General features: G+C 67.6%; 13 protein-coding genes. All 13 read left to right on the top strand.

What is annotated here, in order from left to right; translation table 11 throughout:
• Positions 1 to 55 precede the first annotated feature (55 nt).
• The 13 genes from AB5L97_RS13480 (at position 56) to AB5L97_RS13420 (ending at position 15,252) form a co-directional block, all read left to right on the top strand.
• Positions 56 to 1,165: a glycosyltransferase family 4 protein gene (locus tag AB5L97_RS13480; protein ID WP_307955702.1), complete on the top strand. Its 1,110-nt coding sequence runs from the start codon at positions 56 to 58 to the stop codon at positions 1,163 to 1,165.
• On the top strand, positions 1,158 to 2,945 hold the full coding sequence (locus AB5L97_RS13475) for an ABC transporter ATP-binding protein (protein ID WP_369045042.1): 1,788 nt from the start codon (positions 1,158 to 1,160) through the stop codon (positions 2,943 to 2,945). The genes AB5L97_RS13480 and AB5L97_RS13475 overlap by 8 nt, the downstream gene beginning before the upstream one ends.
• Positions 2,946 to 3,235: 290 nt before the next feature.
• Positions 3,236 to 4,129, top strand: coding sequence for a glycosyltransferase (locus AB5L97_RS13470; RefSeq protein ID WP_369045041.1), 894 nt, complete (start codon positions 3,236 to 3,238; stop codon positions 4,127 to 4,129).
• Positions 4,126 to 5,037, top strand: coding sequence for a glycosyltransferase family 2 protein (locus AB5L97_RS13465; RefSeq protein WP_369045040.1), 912 nt, complete (start codon positions 4,126 to 4,128; stop codon positions 5,035 to 5,037). The genes AB5L97_RS13470 and AB5L97_RS13465 overlap by 4 nt, the downstream gene beginning before the upstream one ends.
• Positions 5,034 to 5,936 (top strand): glycosyltransferase family 2 protein, encoded by a 903-nt coding sequence (locus tag AB5L97_RS13460; protein WP_369045039.1) that lies wholly within the window; start codon positions 5,034 to 5,036, stop codon positions 5,934 to 5,936. The genes AB5L97_RS13465 and AB5L97_RS13460 overlap by 4 nt, the downstream gene beginning before the upstream one ends.
• Complete coding sequence (locus AB5L97_RS13455; RefSeq protein ID WP_307955707.1) at positions 5,933 to 6,937, top strand: CgeB family protein; 1,005 nt, start codon at positions 5,933 to 5,935, stop codon at positions 6,935 to 6,937. Before AB5L97_RS13460 ends, AB5L97_RS13455 begins: the two co-directional genes overlap by 4 nt.
• 26 nt (positions 6,938 to 6,963) lie before the next feature.
• On the top strand, positions 6,964 to 7,998 hold the full coding sequence (locus AB5L97_RS13450) for an RNA-binding protein (RefSeq protein WP_369045038.1): 1,035 nt from the start codon (positions 6,964 to 6,966) through the stop codon (positions 7,996 to 7,998).
• Positions 7,995 to 8,717, top strand: coding sequence for a cytidylyltransferase domain-containing protein (locus tag AB5L97_RS13445; protein WP_369045037.1), 723 nt, complete (start codon positions 7,995 to 7,997; stop codon positions 8,715 to 8,717). The genes AB5L97_RS13450 and AB5L97_RS13445 overlap by 4 nt, the downstream gene beginning before the upstream one ends.
• The gene (locus tag AB5L97_RS13440) at positions 8,714 to 10,966 is read left to right on the top strand and encodes an N-acetylneuraminate synthase family protein (RefSeq protein WP_369045036.1); all 2,253 of its coding nucleotides are present in this window, start codon (positions 8,714 to 8,716) and stop codon (positions 10,964 to 10,966) included. Before AB5L97_RS13445 ends, AB5L97_RS13440 begins: the two co-directional genes overlap by 4 nt.
• Entirely contained in the window at positions 10,966 to 12,111 is a 1,146-nt protein-coding gene (locus AB5L97_RS13435; RefSeq protein ID WP_369045035.1) for a glycosyltransferase family 4 protein, read from the top strand. Before AB5L97_RS13440 ends, AB5L97_RS13435 begins: the two co-directional genes overlap by 1 nt.
• Positions 12,108 to 13,265 carry an O-antigen ligase family protein gene (locus AB5L97_RS13430; protein ID WP_369045034.1) on the top strand — a complete coding sequence of 386 codons (1,158 nt, stop codon included), beginning with the start codon at positions 12,108 to 12,110 and terminating at the stop codon, positions 13,263 to 13,265. Before AB5L97_RS13435 ends, AB5L97_RS13430 begins: the two co-directional genes overlap by 4 nt.
• Entirely contained in the window at positions 13,262 to 14,311 is a 1,050-nt protein-coding gene (locus AB5L97_RS13425; RefSeq protein ID WP_369045033.1) for a glycosyltransferase family 4 protein, read from the top strand. The genes AB5L97_RS13430 and AB5L97_RS13425 overlap by 4 nt, the downstream gene beginning before the upstream one ends.
• Positions 14,308 to 15,252 carry a glycosyltransferase family 2 protein gene (locus AB5L97_RS13420; protein WP_369045032.1) on the top strand — a complete coding sequence of 315 codons (945 nt, stop codon included), beginning with the start codon at positions 14,308 to 14,310 and terminating at the stop codon, positions 15,250 to 15,252. Before AB5L97_RS13425 ends, AB5L97_RS13420 begins: the two co-directional genes overlap by 4 nt.
• Positions 15,253 to 15,317: the final 65 nt, after the last annotated feature.

The following is a 15,317-nucleotide window of genomic DNA, read 5'->3' as shown; positions in this document are numbered from 1 at the left end:
TAGACTAGCGGATGTTTTGTGAACACGCCGAGTGATGGGGTGAGAGGGGGCATCCGTGCGTGTACTCTTTGTGACCCCGTGGAGCGTCCACGATCCAGCGGCGTGGTCCGGTGTCATACCGAAGATGTATGCAGCCCTCGCCTCCCGGGTGACGGTTGACGCCCTGGAGACGAGCCGTGCGGGGGACGCATGGGCTGATCGGGCCGCCGCCCGTATCATCGGCTCGTTCAGCTCTCGCGCCTACTTGGTTGGGCATGCTCTCGCAACGAGCAGGCGCCGAGGCCGGTACGTGGAGCGTGAGCTGCGGAATCGTCCAGCGGATGTCGTTCTGGCCGTAGCGGCGTCGCAGGACATCGCGCTCCTGAAGGCCCCGGTACCCGTTGTGCAGATCACCGACGCCACCTTCGCGGCGATGAGCGGGTTCTACCCCCAATTCGACAATCTTCATCGCCTGTCCGCCGTGCAGGGGCGGATCATGTCGGGGAAGGCGCAGCGCCGTACGGCAGCCTTTGGAGTTGCCAGTGACTGGGCGCGGCAGTCGCTCATCGATGAGTACGGTGTGCATCCTGATACCTGCCGCGTCCTCCCGTTTGGGCCGGCTGTGGATGGGCCGTCACCCCTTGCCCGAGTCACGGGAAATGGCACCCTTCGGATCCTCGTCGTCTCGAGCGATTGGCAGCGCAAAGGCGGGGAGCATGCGGTCGAGGCTGTAGGGCGCCTTCGGGCTAAGGGTGTAGACGTATCACTGACTGTCGTCGGGAATGCCCCGCCGCTCCCACCCTGGATCACTGCGCTTGGTCGGATCGAGCGGGATAAGATGCCGGCGGTGTATGACTCGCACGATGTGCTGCTCGAGCTGGCCACGGCCAACGCAGGGGGCGTCACCATGACCGATGCTCACGCGTTCGGGCTCCCGGTTGTCGCGACGAATAGCGGCGGAACCGCCAGTATCGTGTCCCACGGCGAGACCGGCCTGCTCATTGAGCCGGGGACCGCAATGGTTGACCGGGCTGCAGACGCCTTGGCGTCCTTCGCCGATCCCATGGTCCGTGCGGGTCATTCGACGAGGGCCGCAGGTCGCCATGCGACTGTCCTGAATTGGGATGTGTGGGCCGAGGGTGTGCTTGACCTCTGCCGCACGGCCGCGGGGGACAGGCATGCTTGACAAGCTCAAGACCGTCATGAGCCTCGTGCGCAGGCCGTGGCGCGGCTGGATGGCCGCGTCAGTGGTCGGGTCGGTGATTATCGCGGGGCTCGATATGCTGGGGGTCGCGGCGATGCTCCCCCTGATGCAGGTCGTCACAGGTGCGGACCGGAAGACGGGGGCCCTCGGCTTCATCTCCTCCGCCATCGGGTCCACAGAGCCCCAGATGCTCCTCATCGCGACGGCTTCCGTTGTGGCCCTGGCGTTCATCGTCAAGAGTGCGTTCAGTATCGTATTCCGCTGGTGGCTGCTGGGGCACGCTACGGCGCTCGAGGCTGAGGCGGCCACCGAGCTGATGCGGCGCTACGTCATGGCGCCCTATGCGACCCACCGCGAGCGCAAGCTCGCCGAGGTTCACCGCAACATCTCGGGGGCCATACCCCAGACGTTCTCGCAGGTCGTGCTCGGCATATTGAGCCTCGCGGCGGACGCACTTACCCTCGTCGCGATCGGCGTCGTGCTGTTTGCCGTATCCCCGTGGGCCACGCTCCTCGCCGTCGTCCTGTTTCTTGCGATGGGCTGGGGAACCCAAGCGGGCCTCAAACACCGGTATGGCGTCATCGGCGAGACTATGGCGCAGTCCGATCTCGATGCCTGGGCTGCTCTCATGCCGGGTATCAACGGGTTCCGCGAGTCGCGGCTCGCGGCAGCGGGAAGCGTGTTCGTGAGTCGCTTTGCTCGCGCCAAGGCGGACAGGGCGAGGGCTTCGCGCGAATTGTCCCTTGTCTCTGAGCTTCCGAAATACGTGCTTGAGATCGGCCTCGTCGTCGCCATCGCCGCCGTCGCAGTGCTCCTGTTCGCCACAGGGACCCCCGACCAGGCCTTGTCCGTGATCGGCGTGTTTGCCGCGGGATCGACGCGAATCCTCCCGACCATCAACCGGCTCGTCGCAACGAGCGGCGTGATCCGCGCCGGACAGGTTGGTCTTCGCATCCTGTCCGATGAGGTGCAGTCTCTGGACCAACACCGTGACTACGAGGAGTACCCTTCCGCGGTCCGCTCCTACAGGGGAGACATCGAGCTCGATGGTGTCGAATTCAGCTTCGTGGACTCGACCGAGCCCGTCCTCCGCTCGGTGAACGTCACCATCGAGGAGGGGCAGACCACGGCGTTTGTCGGTTCCAGCGGAGCAGGGAAGAGTACCCTGCTGGATGTCATCCTTGGCCTGCTCGAACCGACCGCGGGTACGGTGCGGTGTGGTGGACGCGAGATTCGGGCCGATCTGGCCGGCTGGTACGCCGGTCTTGGCGTGGTGCCGCAGGACGTGTTCCTCCTTGACGACTCCCTCGAGAGCAATATCGCCTTCGCCGAGGACCCGAGGAGTATCGATCGCGCCCGGCTGAACCGGGCTCTGTCCATGTCCCAGCTCGACGAGCTGGTCGCGGGGCTTCCGGAGGGCCTGTCGACGCGCCTGGGTGAGCGAGGCGTTCGGATGTCGGGCGGACAGAGGCAGCGGATCGGCATTGCCCGCGCGCTGTACCGTGAACCCGGCGTACTCGTACTCGATGAGGCCACCTCGGCCCTCGATAACGTCACTGAGCATCGGCTGACGGAGACGATCGATGCGCTGAGCGGGTCGATGACTATCATCATCGTTGCCCACCGGCTCTCGACGGTGCGGCATGCGGACAAGATCGTCTACATGGCGAATGGGTCGGTCGAGTCGGAGGGAACGTTCGACGCATTGGTGGAGGCAAGTCCCGGATTCAGCCAGTTGGTGGCGCTTGGGAGACTCGTTTGACCATTGTCGCGATATCGCCCCAGCTTCCGTGCGCCAACCCCAACAACGCCGGGGCCAAGTATGTCCACTTTGTCGAGCAGGCCTGGGGCACTCGGGACTGCATCTTCTACGTTCCCGACGGCGACTCCTCCCGCAGAGCAGCTCGGGGCCAGCTAGTTCCCCGTCACGACTTCGTGGGAGGTAGGCCACGACGCGAGCGGTGGGCGCATGTCACGCGCCTTACGGTCAACGTGATTCTGCCAATCCTTGGTCCTCCCAACTACCTAGGTGGCGTCGTCTTCAGGCGGGATGTGCGCAGAGCGATCAGCGGAGCAGCGATTGTCGACCTCCAGTGGGAAGAAGTCGGGGCGATCCTTCCGTTCGTTCGCGGCATAAACCCCTCGGCCCGCATCGTGTGCACGCTGCACGACGTGCTGTCCCAGCGTTTCTCGCGCTCGCGCGACCGGGCTACGACGCCACTGCGGCGCTTGAGGTGGGCGTGGGCGGCCATGCTTGCCCGCAGGCTTGAGCAAGCGCTGATGCGCCGGGCCGATGAGGTCGTGGTGCTCAGTGAGAAGGACCGCGGCCTCTTGCCACCCGGCCGGGCACGGGTGCATGTGGTCAATCCGCCACTCGCACCCGATGAGCCTCCGTCGGGCCGCACGCCCGAGCCTGGGGCAATGCTCTTCGTTGCCGCCCTCTACCGTTGGGACAACGCCGAGGGCCTGACTTGGTTCATCACGGAGTGCCTGCCCCTGATCAAGCGCCGTGTCCCCTCGGCCAAACTCCGGGTCGCGGGCGCAGGCGCGGGCCTCGAGCTGCGGTCGCTGGCCGCCGCACAGGGAGTCGAATTGCTCGACTTCGTCGAGGATCTGGCTCCTCTCTACGCTCAGGCGGCGGTCGTCGTCGTCCCGCTGCTTCATGGTGCCGGAACAAAGTTCAAGGTCATCGATGCGCTTGTTACGGGCGTGCCGGTCGTGACAACGAGCGTCGGTGCCGAGGGGATCGGCACCGAACTGCACTATGCCGGCGTCATGGATCAGGCCGTCGAGTTCGCTGAGCGCGTGGTTGATGTCCTCGAGAACAGCGTGCATTTCGAGCAACGTGCGCGCGAGGCACAGAATTGGGCCATGGCGCATTACGGCCGGGAACAGTTCCTAGCGTCAATGGAGCGAATCTACGCCATGGGGGAGCAGAGGGCATGAGAACAGTAGCGACGCCGGAGATCACGGTAGTCATTCCCGTGCGGAATGGAGAGGCCACGCTCCGGGAGCAGCTCTTGGCTCTCGCGAGCCAGACGGACGCCCCAGCCTTCGAGATCGTAGTCTCGGACAACGGCTCGACCGACGGCACGGCGGAGATCTGCACATCGCTTGGGAATCAGATACCGAGCCTGCGCGTCGTCGATTCAGGCGATCGGCCCGGGGTGGCCCATGCGCGCAACGAGGGGGTGAGGGCCGCCGCCGCTCCGTACGTCGTGTTCTGTGACGCCGACGACCGGGTCACCCCCGGGTGGCTCCGGTCCCTGGGAGATGCGCTGCGCAGGTACGACGCCGTCGGCGGAATGGTTGTGGTGGACGTGGCTGACGCGTCGGCCGAGCTTGGCGACATGGCCCCCAACGCCGAAGGCCTCGGATCCGTGTTCGGGCACCTACCCTACGCCGTCGGGGCAAACCTCGGCGTCCGCCGAGACGTATACCTTGCCCTAGGTGGTATGGACGAGTCATTCCCTCACGGGCATGAAGAGGTGGACTTCGCCTGGCGGCTCCAGAATGCCGGATACACGCTCGGCTGGGCACCTGATGCGCGCGTCCTATACCGCCAGCGGACGACGAGGCGGGGCGCCTTCCGGCAGGCCCGGAACTATGGGGAGTCCTCCATCCAGCTGTGGACGAGGCACTCACAGTCCCTCCCTTTGGGGGCCGTGTCCCTGCGGATCAGTGTGCGGAACCTCGGCCGAGAACTCCTCGGTCTCCCTCGGCTCGCCAGCCAGAGGAGCGGCCTCGGGACGGCCCGGGCTCTGGGCTGGACTGCCGGGGTCCTGGCAGGTCATTTGCGGTACCGGAAGTTCGGCTCCTCGCCCGCACCGCGACTCATGGAGTCTCCCCAGTGACCTCGGTGACTGTGGTCATTCCGCACTACGGCGACCCGGCCACGGCCCTTGCGCTCGTTCGGAGTCTCCAGACTCAGGGGGGCGGCCTCCTCGCGGGGATCGTGGTGTCGGACGACGCCTCTCCGGTTCCTTTCCCGGAAACGGAAGGGGTCCACGTTGTGCGCCGGGAGCGCAACGGAGGCTTCGGATCTGCGGTGAACACCGGCATGGAACGGGTCGAGACTGAGCTGGCCCTTGTGCTCAACAGCGACCTCGAGATCGGTGCTACGTTCGTCGAGGATCTGGTCCGGGCCGCGTACCCGTGGCAGCCCGCCGTCGTGAGTCCTCATGTGGTGCGGCCAAATGGGGTGCAGGAATGGATCGGCGCCCACTTCCCGAGCCCTGCGCACCACGCCACCGAATGGCTGTCCCCCCTTGCAAGGTTCCGCGAATCCGACGCTTGGCGCGAGGGTGTGGGCATCGACTCCCGGTGCACCGAAGGCGTTGTCGTTCCGGTGGATTGGGTCAAGGGAGCAGCGATGCTTATCCCCGTCGGGCCGTTCCGCGCGGTCGGCGGATTCGACGAGGCGTACTTCATGTTCGCCGAGGAGGTGGACCTCCAGCGCCGGCTCCGAGAGGTCGGCGTGCCGAGCATCTTCGCCGGAACCGTCACCGTCATCCACGAGGGCGGCGGCTCCTCCGACCCGGAGCGCAGGCGCCACTGGCTCGTGGAATCGAGACTCAAGTACGCGGCAAAGTGGGGTGGCGAGTCGGCCCTCAAGGCCTCCCTCGCGACTGCGTCGGTGGTCAACTTCGGAGTCAACGCACTCCGACAGATGGCCGGACGAGATGTCGACTCTGTTGCCACCCTGCGCCGTGAGCTCGGCTACCTCAAGCCAGGCCAGGAGCGCGGGCAGTGACGCGCCTCCTCCTGGTGACTCCCACATTCCACGGCTACCATCGGGGCATCGCCCGCGCGCTCGAGGAACGCGGATACGAGGTGGTTACCCACTGCTACGACGCGTTCGCCACGCTGGGGGACAAGGTTCGCAACAAGGCACTATTCGAGTTGCCAGCACGGATCGGCATCGACAGCCATCGTGCTGCGGCAGCGTGGGCTACCAAGCGCACCCTTGAGGTCCTCAGGGAGGTGAACCCCGACCGCATTGTCGTCATCAAGGGGGACACTCTGGGCCCCGACTTCTGGGATGAGGTGGACCGCCGTGAGCTGCCACGTATCCTCTGGCTCTACGACGACCTCCACCGGCACCGCTATACCCATGACTTCCTGCGCGAGATCGGGCCTGTGGTTTCCTACGCCCGCAGCGAGGCGGACAGTCTCGTTGAGAATGGCGTCAATGCGTGCTGGGTCCCCAACGGCTTCGACCCGGACCTCGCGTCTCCACCGAGCACGCGGACTGAGGAGATCGTCTTCGTCGGCTCGCGCTACCCCAACCGGGTCAGCCTCCTGGAACGCCTGCACGACGCCGGCCTGCCAGTTCGTGCCTACGGCCGGCAATGGTCGCACCATCCGCTCGACAGACTCCGCACCTGGGAGATCGGCCGCCCCGGCCTGCGGTCGGAACGGGACATCCCCCTCGAGCGTGCCTACACCGTGCAGGCAGAGGCAGCGGCCGCCATCAACGTGCACGGCCTCCAGGCCGGCCTCGCGATGCGCACCTTCGAGGTCCCCGGGATGGGTGGCCTCCAGCTTATCGACCGGCCGGACGTGGCCGACTTCTACGAACCCGGTGTCGAGACCCTCGTGTTCGGCTCACCCGACGAGCTCGTGGAGCTCGGCCGGCGCGCACTCCGGGACCACGTCTGGGCGGAGAGGATCCGTGAGGCCGGACGGCGCCGCACTCTCGCCGAGCACACGTTCGCCCACCGGATCGAGCGGCTGGACACGCTGTGGGACTGAGCGAGAGCCCGAAGGGAACCGGTCTGATGTTCCCCGAGGACCTGATCGCCTGGCGCTGGTGGCAGCGCCGGCAGAACCCGCTCCGGCTCCTTCGCAGCGCCCTTCGGCCGGACACGCCAGCGCGCCCGTGGCTCGCCGTCCGGGGGACGTCGCCCCGCCTCCTGGTTGCACTCGACGCGACCACGCCCACTCAACTCGCCTCGCTTGTCCGGCCGCTCGAGTTGCTTGGCGAGAACGTGGCCGCGGCGGTACTCGCCCCGTCGCGGCTCAACGGCGTCCTGCCGGGCGAGTGGACCTGGACGGAGGTCGATGGAGCGGCGCACTACGGCGCGGCTCGCCCGGAGGTGCTTGACGAGGTCGCGTCGGTGCTCGCCGTGGGCCATTACCTGCCCGTCGGGGCCCAAGCCGAGCAGTGGGCGCACGAACTCTCCGCCCAGCTCTTCGTGGTCCAGCACGGCCTCCTGACGCCCCACGCTCCGCCGCTCCCGCGAGGCGCCCACCTGTTCTCGTTCACCGACGCCGACGCCGAGTTCGCCGCCTCTGGCCGCACCGATGTGGCGCACACGACGGTCGGCTCGCAGCTGCTCTGGGCCGCAGCATCGGGGGCCGGCACTGTGGTCTCGGACCGGCCGGTCTACCTCGGGCAGCTCCACGGCGCGGAGTTGCCGCGTGCCGGGAAGGCCCGGGCGGCCGGCGGATTCTGCCGCGAGACCGGGGCCGAGTATCGTCCGCATCCGGCGGAGACAGACCTCCTCTCCCGACTGCAGCATCGGCGCTGGGCCAGCCAGGGGATCGCGTTCGACCGCTCCGGTCTCCCCCTGGCCGAGCTCGGCCGGCCCGTCGTCTCGGCCTTCTCGACCGGCGTCCTCGAGGCCGCCGCGCGGGGCGTGCCCGCATGGGTCCATTACCCGAGGCCGCCAGTCTGGCTGTCCGAGTTCTGGGAGCGGTACGGGATGCTGCCTTGGGGAGGCGACCCCACGCCGTCGCCCATCAGACCGGCAACTGAACCAGCCCAAGCGATCGCTAACCATCTCCTCGAGACCCTAGGGGCCCGCCCATGACCATCCTCTGCGTCATCCCCGTCCGCGGAGGGTCGAAGGGCGTGCCCCGCAAGAACATCCGGAACGTAGCAGGCAAACCGCTCGTCGTCTGGACGATTGAGCAGGCCCTGGCCGCGAAGGCCGGTCTCGACGTGCTCGTCTCGACCGATGATCCCGAGATCGCCGACGTCGCCCGGGCGGCAGGCGCTGATGTCCCGTTCCTGCGCCCCGCCGAGCTCGCGCAGGACACGACGGCGACCGAGCCAGTGGTCCGCCACGCGATCGACTTCCGTGCTGCCCAAGGCCGTACGCCAGACGCGGTCATCCTCCTTCAGGCCACTTCGCCGCTGCGCTTCCACGGCACGCTGGACCGCGCCGTCGAGCAGTTCGAGACGACCGGCGTCGATTCCCTCGTGGGCGTGGTCCCGCAGACCCCGTTCCTGTGGACCCTGCCGGCCGAGCCCGGGGGCCAGCCTGCCGCCCAGTACACTGTTGAGAGCAGGCCGCGCCGTCAGGAGCTTGGCGAGCGGGACTTCCGGTACCGCGAGACCGGGTCCCTCTATGTGACGCGGACCCGCATCTACGAACAGTTCGACAACCGCCTCGGCGGGCGGATCGGCCTGTTCGTGATGGACGAGGGGGAAGGCGTCGACGTCGACACCGAACTGGACCTCTCGATCGCCGAACAGCAGCTAGGCCGGTTCCGTGCGGAGCTGGAGGGGGAGAACCGCGCCATATGATCATCGAGCGGAACATCACGCCGTACGTCGTCTTCTCCGAGGACCCGGTCCTCACCGCACTTCAAAAGATCACCGCAAACCAGGAGCGGATCGTCTTCTGCGTCGATGAGCACGGCATCCTCCAGGGATCCCTCTCCGACGGCGACTTCCGCCGCTGGATCGTTGAGCATCCCACCGCTGACCTCACCGCTTCCGCGCTCGCCGTCGCGAACCGATCTGTCCGCACCGCCCCGTACACGATGCCTCCCGCCGAGCTCGGCGCGCACATGGGCCGCGGCGTCGCGCACCTGCCGCTCGTGGATCCGCGCGGCCACCTCATGGCCATCGCGGTGGACCGCGCTGACGTGCTGCGCATCGGCCAGCACGAGATCGGGCCTGGCAGCCCGTCGTTCGTCATCGCAGAGATCGGCAACAACCACAACGGCTCCGTAGACCTCGCCAAGCGCCTCGTTGACCTCGCGGCAGAGGCCGGCGCGGACGCAGTCAAGTTCCAGCTGCGCGACATGGACGCCCTCTACCGCCAGTCCGGCGGACTGAGCGCGGGGGAGGACCTCGGCGCCCAGTACACCCTCGACCTGCTCTCGCGTTTCTCGCTCCCGGCCGATCAGCTCTTCGGCGTCTTCGACCACGCCAAGGACCGCGGCATCGACGTCATGTGCACCCCGTGGGACTCCCCAAGCGTCCAGGCACTCGCCGACTACGGCATTCCGGCACTAAAGATCGCCTCTGCAGACCTGACCAACCACGGACTCCTGCGCGACGCCGGATCCCGCGGACTCCCGCTCATCCTCTCCACCGGCATGTCACGCGAGGATGAGATCCGCGAAACCGCGGGGCTCATGCGCTCCCTCGGGGGAAGCTTCGCGATGCTGCACTGCCAGTCCACGTACCCGGCGCCGTTCAAGGACGTGAACCTCGCCTACATGGACCGCCTCGCGGAGATCGGCGGCTGCATCGTGGGCTACTCGGGCCATGAGCGCGGGTACCACGTTCCCGTCGCCGCGGTGGCGCGCGGGGCGAAGATCATCGAGAAGCACTTCACCGTGGACACGGCCATGGAGGGCAACGACCACAAGGTCTCGCTCCTCCCCGGGGAGTTCGCGGCCATGGTGGCCCGCATCCGGGAGGTCGAGGAGTCCATCGGCGAGGCCACCCCGCGCCAAGTCTCGACCGGCGAGATGATGAACCGCGTCAACCTCGCCAAGTCGCTCGTCGCGGCCCGACCTATCCCCGCGGGAACGCTCATCACCGAGGCGGACGTGGATGTGAAGAGCCCGGGCCGCGGTCTCCAGCCCAACGCGCTCCCGCGCCTACTGGGGCGTACCCTGCGTCGCGCCCTCGGGGAGGGTGACTTCTTCTTCGAAGGCGACCTGGCCGACGTCGTGCCTACGGGGCGCGACTTCTCGTTCCGCCGCCCATGGGGCCTTCCCGTGCGCTACCACGACCACGCTGCGCTCATCGCGGACTGCACGCCGGACTTCCTCGAGTTCCACTTCTCCTACAAGGACCTCGAGATCGAGGTGGACTCCGTTTTCTCAGGGGGGGCAGGGCCTCTCGACATGGGCTTCACGACCCACCTCCCGGACCTGTTCGCCGGTGACTTCCTCGTAGACCTCGCCTCGCCGGACGACCAGGTGTGGGAGCGGTCGATCGCCGAGGTCCAGCGCACGATCGACATCACCCGCTCGCTCACGCGATGGTTCAAGCGCGAGGACGAGCCGATCATGGTGGTGACGATGGGCGGCTTCACGAAGGACCGCCACGTCGCACCCACAGAGCGGCCCGCCATGTACGAGCGGATCGCTAAGGCGCTTGGCCGCCTCGACACGTCCGGCGTGCGGATCGCGGCCCAGACCCTGCCTCCGTACCCCTGGCTCATGGGCGGACAGCAGTTCCACAACCTCTTCCTCGATCCCCACGACACGGCGGAGTTCGCCGCCTCGACCGGCACCAAGCTGTGCCTCGACGTCTCCCACAGCAAGCTCGCGGCCAACCACCTCGGCATGCCGTTCTCCGAGGCCGTCGAGCTTCTGGCGCCGCATACGATCCACCTGCACCTCGTCGATGCCACGGGAGTTGACGGTGAGGGCGTCCAGGTTGCCGAGGGCGAGGTCGACTGGGCGGCGCTCTCCGATCAGCTCGACCGGCTCGCGCCCGGCGTGAGCTTCATCCCCGAGATCTGGCAGGGCCATGTCAACTCCGGCGAAGGCTTCTGGACTGCGCTCGACCGGCTCGAGGCGTGGTTCTGATGGCTGGCGCTTCGACGGTGCACGACGGCGCGGCCTCGCGTTCCGCGGCCCCGCTCGCCCCTCCCATCGCCCTCTGGGCCGTCCCCGTTCCCGAGCTCGGGGGTGTGGCGCGGCATGTGCTCGACACGGCGGCCGTGGGGCTGCCTGGCTGGCGGCTTGTGGTCCTTTGCCCGGAGGGCGCTCTGGCGGAGAAATTGAGGGAGGCTGGCGCCGCCGTCATCACGGGCCCGTTCGGGCCTGCCGCCGGGTTCGCCGCGTCGGTGCGCACTCTGCGCCGAAACGTCCGTGCACTACGGCCCGCAGTGGTCCACGCACATCTCGCGTACGCGGATGTCATCAGTGCGGTTGCGACGATTGGCACCGGTGCGAAGTACGTGACCACCGAGCACGGCATCGCCGGTGACGATGCCGTGTACCACGGCTCCGCCTGGAAGTCGCGGCTTATGGCCGCCGTACACTCACTGCGCCTCCGCCGGGTCTCCGCCGTCATCGCCGTGTCCGAGGCGACCAAGCGCGCGATGCTCGCTAAGTGGCGGCCGCGGCAGGCCGTCGTCGTGATTCCCAACGGTGTGGACGTCGAGGAGGTGCGGGCTCGACTGCTGGTAACCGCGCCGGCCGGTGCGGCTGCTGCGGGCTCCGCGTCGGTTGGGGACGGCCCGCGGCTCCTCTCGCTGTCCCGACTCTCGGCGGAGAAGCGGATCCCGGACCTCCTAGCAGCGTTCGCTGAGCTTCGCCGCACGCACCCGGATGCGACGCTCACGGTCGCGGGGGAGGGGCCCGATCGTGCGGACCTCGAAGCCCGCGCACGCGAGCTCGGTCTTGAGAGCGTGGTCTCCTTCCCTGGATTCGTGGACGCCGGCGCGGCAATGGGCGCCGCCGACGTCGTGGTGCAGCTCTCGGTGTGGGAGAACTGCTCGTACACCCTGCTCGACGCCGTGGCGGCGGGTCTGGGAGTCGTCGCGACGCCCGTGGGCGGCAATCCCGAAATCCTGCCCGAGAGGTGTCTCGTCGCTGCCGAACATTCCGCAGCGGTTGCCGCGGCAATTGCCTTGCAGGCCGACGCGGACAAGCGTCCTGAGTCCGTGTGGGTCACCCGCGCCGAGATGGCCCGGCGTACAGTCGGCGTCTATGAGGAGGCGATGTGATCGCCTCCTCGGGGCAGCGCAGCGGCTTTGACCTCCACGACCTCTTGGTGGTTCTGGCGTCGGCGTGTCTGGTCCTGGACGGGATCCACTTCCCGGGCACACCGTTCCCTGCCAGCACGGTCTCGGCAGCGTTCCTCATCTTCCTCGCCTACTTCAAGGTTCCCAGAGGCGTGAAGCGGCCCCGATGGTTCGTCGTCTGGCTTATCGCCCTCGTCGCGTGGCTGGGACTCGCCTCGGCGATGAACTCGGGACTTTCCGCGGTGGACGTCAAGAGATTCCTCAACATCAGCCTGTGGGCCATGGTTGCAGTGACCGTTGCCTCCGGCAGGCTGTCTTGGCGACGGATCGGAGTGGGGCTCGCGCTCGGGGTCTCCTTCGCCGTTGCGTGGGGTGTCGCGACGATCGGTTCCAGCAGTTACGTAGGCCGCTTGACTGGCGTGCTCGGCGATCCCAACTCTGCTGGCCTCATCATCCTGACCCTCACCTGCCTGGCGATTCCCCAGCTCCAGAGCCGCCGTACCCAGGTCGTTCTCTCGGCCGTGGCGCTGGTCGGTATCGTGGCGACTCTGTCCCGCACCACGTGGCTCGCCACGGCATGCGTGGTTGTCTGGCTCCTTGCGGGAAAGCACATCAGCAGGTGGGTTGGTTTCGCGGCCGTGGGAGGGCTCGTCTGGTGGTCGACGAGTATCGGCGACGCTGTGCTCGCTACCTCCCAGTTCAGCGACCGTTCGGGGAGTGACGCTCTCCGAGGAAGGATCCTGGCAAGCGAGCAGATTCTGGTGGGCACGAACCCGCTGATCGGGCACGGCCTCGGATCCGCCCATGTCCAGGTCGATGGGTTGACCTTCTTCTTCCATAGCTCCTACATGTCACTGCGGCAGGAAGGCGGGTGGATCGCCTTGGTGATCTACCTGATCCTCCTCATCGCCATGTTCTTCGCGGTAACCTCGCTGCCCAAGCAAAGCCGGAGTGGGTGGGCTGAGGCCGCGCTGATCGGCGTGGCCATCTGTGCGGTCAACCTCGGAGAAGTCTTCCTCACGGTCCCCGCGGCGCTCGCACTGGGATTCGCCGCGACTCAGCTCGGGATGCGTCGGCTGGAGATGAGTCCCGCCCCCACACGTCGCGCGGGCCAAGGGAGGCTCAGGTCGGCATGACCAGCGTCCAGAAGATCTACATCGCCACGAATAACGGAGATATCGGCGGCGGCGAGGTCATGCTGCTCGGGCTCGCCGCGACGCTGGGCTCGCTGGGCTTCGCCGTGACCGTGGTCGGCCCGCGGTCGCCGATCGGTGTCCTGGAGGCTGCCCAGGAGCGTGGGTTCGCGGTGATCTCCCTCGACGCCAGCGAGCGGATTGCCTACATGCGCTCACTACGCGCGTGGCGCAGGGATCAGCCCGATGGCGTGCTCTGGTGCAACGGGCTCGTTCCGGCCGCCGCCACGGCTGGACTGAGGAACCGCGTGGTCCACCTGCATCAGATGCCCTCGCTTCTCCAGAGGCCGATAGCTCTCGCCGCGCGCATCGGGGCTCTTGCAACGCTGGTGCCGTCCCGGACGATGGCACGGGGTGTGGCACGATCGACGGTTCTCCACAACTGGTCTCCGGCGCTCGAAAGGGTAGCGATTCCGCGCGGGAGCGGTCCGGTTCGCCTGGGATTCCTGGGACGACCGTCGGAGGCGAAGGGGATCCATATCCTCGCAGACGCGTTCGATGCGCTGCGGCGGCAGGAGCCGGACAAGTATCGCCTGCGCGTCGCCGGGGAACCCCGATTCGTGGACGCCCGGGAACGGGCATTCGTCGAATCCCGGATGCGCTCGCTCGGCTCCTCCGCCGACCGTCTCGGTTGGATGCCTGCCGATGAATTCTTCGGCACGATCGATATCTTGATCGTCCCGTCCGTTGTCGAAGAGTCGTTCGGACTCGTTGCCACTGAGGCCATGTCTGCCCGCGTGCCCGTGATCGTCAGCGACGCCGGTGCGCTCCCCGAGGTGGTGGGTCCTGACCATCCGTGGATCGCCCGAGCAGGTGACGGCGAGGATCTTGTCCGCGCTGTGAAGGAGGCCGTCGCGGCGCTGCCAGCTGACGATGTTGTGGAGAAGGCCCACGAGCGCTGGAAGCGGCAGTTCTCGCCAGAGGCCGGCAGGGAGCGGCTTCGGGACCTCCTTGACCAACTCGGCCTCAGTCCCGAGGGACCCCAGTGACGACGCCGGCCGCGACCATCGTTGTTCCCACGCGCGGCGGCTCTCGGCGCCTGCCGGTTCTCCTGCGTTCGCTGGAAGCCCAGGACACCGACGACTTCGAGGTGATTGTCGTGGTCGACGGCGACATCGACGGCACCGCCGACCTCGTGGCGGAATGGGCTCAGCGTCTCCCGGTCAGGTCGCTCGTGTTCCCCGAGAACCGAGGTCGGGCCGTCGCGCTCAACGCTGGCGCAGAGTCTGCCCGCGGTGACCTTCTCATCCGCTCGGACGACGACCTCGAACCCGGCCCCGGCTTGGTGAGCGGGCACTTGGCGAGGCACCGCAACGCAACCGAGCCGATCGGCGTCGTCGGCCTGACTACCAATCAGTACCCGGATTCACCGTTCGCGCGGGCCTATGGACGTGCCGCCGACCGGAGATTCCTCGACGATGCCCTAGGCCTCCCCGCAGACCGGACGTGGCGGCTCTGGGCCGCCAATGTCTCCGTGCAAGCCCAGGTGCATGCAAGGCTCGGAGGCTACGACGCGCGTTATCGCCGTTACGGCTGGGAGGACGTCGACTTCGGCTACCGCCTGCGCCAGGCGGGGATCCCTGTGCTCGTGGCGCCCGAGGTCATGGCGGTACACCACGGGGCGTCGACGACCACAGCAGTGCGCGCCCTCCGCGCACTGCACTCCGGCGCCGCAAGGGAGACGTTCGTCGAAATCCACGGCGACCTAGCGCTCCCGGACGCTCCTGGGGGGAGGGGGCTGTGGGACCGGCTTGTCGGAGCTGGGGCCGCTGTCGCCACCGAGCGCACCTTGCGTGCCTACGGTCCGGCGGTCGACGCCGCGGCCCGCGTTCTACCGCCTCGGATCGCAGAGAAACTCGTGGCCCTCGGAGTCGAGTCGGCGGGTCTGGCGGGCGTCCGCTATCCCGACCGGGCTCGCTCGCGTTTTTGACGACGCATTCCGCCACCGTTCGTGACCTTCCTGTAACCTAGCAGGGCCCCACCCGAACCACTTGC

The sequence above is a fragment of the Sinomonas sp. P10A9 genome (assembly GCF_041022165.1).
Lineage (GTDB): Bacteria > Actinomycetota > Actinomycetes > Actinomycetales > Micrococcaceae > Sinomonas > Sinomonas puerhi.
The sequence above is the reverse complement of the archived record's forward strand: the minus strand, read 5'-3'. Positions and strand labels throughout refer to the sequence as shown.

What these genes read in the sequence shown, in the direction of transcription:
- AB5L97_RS13450 (WP_369045038.1), top strand. Translation starts at nt 6,964, where the DNA reads ATGTTCCCCGAGGACCTGATCGCCTGGCGCTGGTGGCAGCGCCGGCAG.
- AB5L97_RS13435 (WP_369045035.1), top strand. Translation starts at nt 10,966, where the DNA reads ATGGCTGGCGCTTCGACGGTGCACGACGGCGCGGCCTCGCGTTCCGCG.
- AB5L97_RS13425 (WP_369045033.1), top strand. Translation starts at nt 13,262, where the DNA reads ATGACCAGCGTCCAGAAGATCTACATCGCCACGAATAACGGAGATATC.
- AB5L97_RS13445 (WP_369045037.1), top strand. Translation starts at nt 7,995, where the DNA reads ATGACCATCCTCTGCGTCATCCCCGTCCGCGGAGGGTCGAAGGGCGTG.
- AB5L97_RS13475 (WP_369045042.1), top strand. Translation starts at nt 1,158, where the DNA reads ATGCTTGACAAGCTCAAGACCGTCATGAGCCTCGTGCGCAGGCCGTGG.
- AB5L97_RS13465 (WP_369045040.1), top strand. Translation starts at nt 4,126, where the DNA reads ATGAGAACAGTAGCGACGCCGGAGATCACGGTAGTCATTCCCGTGCGG.
- AB5L97_RS13440 (WP_369045036.1), top strand. Translation starts at nt 8,714, where the DNA reads ATGATCATCGAGCGGAACATCACGCCGTACGTCGTCTTCTCCGAGGAC.